Annotated in this window: 3 protein-coding genes and 1 tRNA gene; 2 read left to right on the top strand and 2 right to left on the bottom strand. The window is 72.1% G+C overall.

Annotated features, from left to right (window positions below):
* Positions 1 to 13: 13 nt before the first annotated feature.
* Positions 14 to 87: transfer RNA gene (locus ACFUK0_RS39415), tRNA-Lys, on the bottom strand.
* An 80-nt stretch (positions 88 to 167) separates the two neighbouring features.
* Positions 168 to 1,076, bottom strand: coding sequence for an NADP-dependent oxidoreductase (locus tag ACFUK0_RS39410; RefSeq protein WP_380258777.1), 909 nt, complete (start codon positions 1,074 to 1,076; stop codon positions 168 to 170).
* 184 nt (positions 1,077 to 1,260) lie between these two features.
* Here ACFUK0_RS39410 and ACFUK0_RS39405 point away from each other — a divergent pair, with 184 nt between their 5' ends.
* Together ACFUK0_RS39405 and pgi are read left to right on the top strand one after the other, a co-directional pair.
* On the top strand, positions 1,261 to 2,841 hold the full coding sequence (locus tag ACFUK0_RS39405) for a Na+/H+ antiporter (RefSeq protein WP_380258775.1): 1,581 nt from the start codon (positions 1,261 to 1,263) through the stop codon (positions 2,839 to 2,841).
* A gap of 199 nt (positions 2,842 to 3,040) precedes the next feature.
* Complete coding sequence (pgi, locus tag ACFUK0_RS39400; RefSeq protein ID WP_380258773.1) at positions 3,041 to 4,717, top strand: glucose-6-phosphate isomerase; 1,677 nt, start codon at positions 3,041 to 3,043, stop codon at positions 4,715 to 4,717.
* The last annotated feature ends 39 nt before the right edge of the window (positions 4,718 to 4,756 follow it).

Raw genomic sequence — 4,756 nt, 5'->3', positions numbered from 1 at the left:
TTCCGGTTGTCTGTGCGCCGCCAGGGACTCGAACCCCGGACCCGCTGATTAAGAGTCAGCTGCTCTAACCAACTGAGCTAGCGGCGCCTGCCTGACGCCGAGAACATTACCTGGTCAGCGGCGGAATCTGCCAATCGGGCCGGGCCCCGGGCGGCGTCGGACCGCGCTCAGGGCGTGAGCACCACCTTGCCCCGGACGTGGCCGCCCGCCACCAGGCGGTGGGCGTCGGCCGCGCGGCCCAGCGGGAAGGTCTCGGCGATCTCCAGCCGCAGGCCGCCGGCCTCCCACAGTTCGGTCAGCTCGGTGAGCCGGGCCGCGGTGCGGGGGCCGCGCAGGGCGAGTACGCCGAGGCGCTGGGCGCCCTGGTAGTCGGTGATGGTGCCGATCCGGTCGCGGTCGGCGACCAGTTCGACGGAGGCGTCCAGGGCGCCGTGCCCGGCCGCGTCCAGGGCGGCGTCCACCCCGTCCGGGGCGAGCGCGCGGACCCGGTCCACCAGCCCCGGTCCGTACGTCACCGGGATCGCGCCGAGCCCGCGCAGGTAGTCGTGGTTGCGCTCGCTCGCGGTGCCGATCACGGTGGCGCCCCAGGCGCGGGCGAGCTGGACGGCGACGGTGCCGACCCCGCCGGCCGCGCCGTGGACGAGGACGGTGTCGCCCGCGCCGACCTTCAGCTCGCTCAGTGCGACGTGGGCGGTCTGGCCGGAGGCGGACAGCGAGCCGGCCTGCTCCCACGGCATGCCGGCGGGCTTGGCGACCAGCTGGGCGCCGTCCACCGTGACGAACTCGGCGTACCCGCCGAGCTGCCGGAAGCCGATCACCTGGTCGCCCACCTCCCAGCCGGGGGTGCCCTCGCCGAGCCGGTCGACCACCCCGGCGAACTCGTTGCCGAGGACGGCCGGGAGCTCGACGGTGGTGCCGGGCGGCGTCCACCCCGAGCGGACGGCCAGATCGGCGGGCTGCACCCCGGCCGCGTAGACCTGGACCCGTACCTCGCCGGGGCCCGGAAGCGGTGCGGGCACCTCGGCCAGCCGCAGGACTTCGGGGCCGCCGTACTCGGGGACGGTCACTGCCTTCATGGGGACTCTCCTGTCGTCAGGTTGTCCCACCATGGTGGAAGTTGAAGTCCGCATGAGGTCAAGGGCTATTCGGCGTGTCGCATAAGGATGAGCGCATTGTCCGACTTATCCTTTCCCGGGGTCGGGGGCCACCCGCGCCCGGACGACGGATCCGGCGCAAGCGAACGCCGAGAGGAACCTCCCCGTGGGCCAGCTGCCACTGCTCTTCCTGGTGCTGCTCACCTCCGTGGTCACCATCCCGCTGGCCCGCCGGACGGGAGTGCCGCAACCCGTCCTGATGACCGCGCTCGGGCTCGTCATGGCCGTCGTGCCGCAGATCCCCGACATCGAGATCGACCCCGACCTGATCCTGCCGCTGGTCCTGCCACCGCTGATCTTCGCCGTCGCCCGGCGCTCCTCCGTCCGCTACTTCCGGGCCAACATCCGCTCGATCCTGCTGCTCGCGGTCGCCCTCGTGGTGGTCACCACGATCGCCGTCGCGGGCACCGTGCACTGGCTGCTGCCCGCACTGCCGCTGGCCGCCGCCATCGCGGTCGGCGCGCTCGTCTCGCCGCCCGACCCGGTGGCCGCCGTAGCCGTGGCCGGAGCCGTCGGGCTGCCGCGCCGACTGGTCTCCGTGCTGGAGAGCGAGGGCCTGTTCAACGACGTCACCGCGATCGTGATCTACTCCCTGGCCATCGACGCCGTCGTCACCGGCGACTTCTCGGTCGGACATGCGATGCTGCGCTTCGTGCTCTCCGCCGTGCTCGCGGTGGCCGTCGGCATCGGCCTCGGCTGGCTCAACAGCAAGCTCGCCGGGATGCTGGAGGACCCCACCCAGCAGGTCGCGCTCAACCTGCTGGTGCCGTTCGCCGCGTACACCCTCGCCGAGGAGATCCACGGCTCCGGCGTGCTCGCCGTCGTGGTCTGCGCCCTCTACCTGGCCGAACGGGCCGCCGACGCCGACGAGGTCGCGTACCGGCTGGTCGGCAACGCGTTCTGGGAGATCGTCGAGATCCTGATCACCGGCGTCGCCTTCGGACTGATCGGGCTGGAACTCGCCACCGTCCTCAAGGAGGCCGGCGCCGGCTGGACCAGCATGCTCGGCGACGCCGCCGTGGTGATCGCCGTCGTCGTGCTCGTCCGGCTGCTGTGGCTGCTGCCGGCCGGCTGGCTGTCCAAGCGGCTGCGCAACGGGGAGGAGGACACCCCGATCAGCTGGCAGGAGAGCGTCGTCCTGTGGTGGTCCGGGATGCGCGGCGTGGCGACGGTCGCGCTGGCGCTGGCCGTCCCGCTCACCCTGCACTCCGGCGAGGGGTTCCCCGAGCGCGGGCGGCTGGTCTTCATCGCGTTCAGCGTGGTCCTCTTCACCCTCCTCGTCCAGGGCCTCTCGCTGCCGGTGCTGGTGCGGTTCCTGCACCTGGACGCCGATCACGACGCCCACGAACAGGCGGTGCGCGAGCTGTGGTGGCGGGCCGCCAAGGCGGGCCTCGACCGGCTCGGCGAACTGGAGGAGCAGGACAAACTGCCCGCCGAGGTGGCGGACAAACTGCGCGACCGCCAGCACTCCCGGCTCGCCCGGCTCTGCCCGGAGAAGTACGCGGAGGAGGAGGCCGCCGAGGCCCGCCAGCGGGCCGTCCAGTGGCGGGCGGCCCACGTCGTCGAGCAGGAGATGATCGCCGCCTCCCGGCGCGAGATGATCGCCGCCCGCAGCGAGCCCGGCGCCGACCCGGAAATGGTCGACCAGGTGCTGCGCGGCCTCGACCTGCGCTCCGAACGGACCTGAGGCCCGGAACGGGGCTCCGCGGGCGGCGCGCCCGTCCGGGCGGCGAGCAATGTGCGCGCGGTCTTCCGGCGTTGCATAGGCTGGGCCCCGGGCAGCCCGTCAACGGAGTCGGCGCACCACTCGTACCGCGCCGGACCATGCGCAACCCTCCCGCTGGGCCTGCCGGTATCTGCACCCAGATGAATCGAGGAGCATTCCGATGTCCGAACTGGACGCCCGCCCGGAGCCCGCCACGGGCCGCACCCCCCTGGACCGCACCCCGCAGTGGGCGGCCCTCGGGAAGCACCGGGCGGAGCTCGGCGAGACGCACCTGCGCGAGCTGTTCGCCGCCGACCCCGAGCGCGGCAGCCGCTACACCCTGCAGGTCGGCGACCTGCACGTGGACTACGCGAAGCAGCTGGTGACGGACGAGACGCTGGGCCTGCTGCGCGAGCTGGCCGAGGCCACCGGCGTCGCCGGGCTGAGGGACGCGATGTTCCGCGGCGACAAGATCAACACCACCGAGGACCGCGCCGTCCTGCACACCGCGCTGCGCGCCCCGCGCGGCGCCGTCGTCGAGGTCGACGGCGAGAACGTGGTGCCGGCCGTGCACGCCGTGCTCGACAAGATGGGCGCCTTCGCCGACAAGGTCCGCTCCGGCGAGTGGAAGGGCCACACCGGCAAGCGGATCCGCACCGTCGTCAACATCGGCATCGGCGGCTCCGACCTCGGCCCGGCGATGGCCTACGAGGTGCTGCGCGCCTACACCGCCCGCGACCTGGACGTCCGCTTCGTGTCAAACGTGGACGGCGCCGACCTGCACGAGGCCGTCCGTGACCTGGACGCCGCCGAGACGCTGTTCATCGTCGCCTCGAAGACCTTCACCACCATCGAGACCATCACCAACGCCACCTCGGCGCGGGACTGGCTGCTCACCGAGCTGCGCGCCGGCACCGACGCGGTGGCCAAGCACTTCGTCGCACTGTCCACCAACGCCGAGGGCGTGGCGGACTTCGGCATCGACGTGGCCAACATGTTCGAGTTCTGGGACTGGGTCGGCGGCCGCTACTCCTACGACTCCGCGATCGGCCTCTCGCTGATGATCGCGATCGGCCCGGAGCAGTTCCGCGAGATGCTGGACGGCTTCCACCTGGTCGACGAGCACTTCCGGACGGCGCCGGCGGAGGAGAACGTCCCGCTGCTGCTCGGCCTGCTCGGTGTCTGGTACGGCGCGTTCTTCGACGCGCAGGCGCACGCCGTGCTGCCGTACTCGCACTACCTGTCGAAGTTCACCGCCTACCTCCAGCAGCTGGACATGGAGTCCAACGGCAAGTCGGTGGACCGCGACGGAAACCCCGTCAGCTGGCAGACCGGCCCGGTCGTCTGGGGCACCCCCGGCACCAACGGCCAGCACGCCTACTACCAGCTGCTGCACCAGGGCACGAAGGTCATCCCGGCCGACTTCATCGGCTTCGCCGAGCCGGTCGCCGACCTGCTGCCCGGCCTGGTCGCCCAGCACGACCTGCTGCTCGCGAACTTCTTCGCGCAGACCCAGGCCCTGGCCTTCGGCAAGACGCCGGAGGAGGTCGCGGCCGAGGGCGTGCCCGCCGAGCTGGTGCCGCACAAGACCTTCAAGGGCAACCACCCCACCACCACCATCCTGGCCGGCTCGCTGACGCCGTCGGTCCTCGGCCAGCTGGTGGCGCTGTACGAGCACAAGGTGTTCGTCCAGGGTGCGATCTGGAACATCGACTCCTTCGACCAGTGGGGCGTCGAGCTGGGCAAGGTGCTCGCCAAGCGGATCGAGCCCGTGCTGCTGACCGGTGAGGGCACCGAGGCGCTGGACAGCTCCACGGCCGCGCTGGTCGCGCGGTACCGCTCGCTGCGCGGTCGCTGACGACCCGTGCCCGACGGCGAAGGCCCCCCGCTCCGGCGG

The organism is Kitasatospora sp. NPDC057223 (assembly GCF_042669755.1).
GTDB lineage: Bacteria > Actinomycetota > Actinomycetes > Streptomycetales > Streptomycetaceae > Kitasatospora.
The sequence above is the reverse complement of the archived record's forward strand: the minus strand, read 5'-3'. Positions and strand labels throughout refer to the sequence as shown.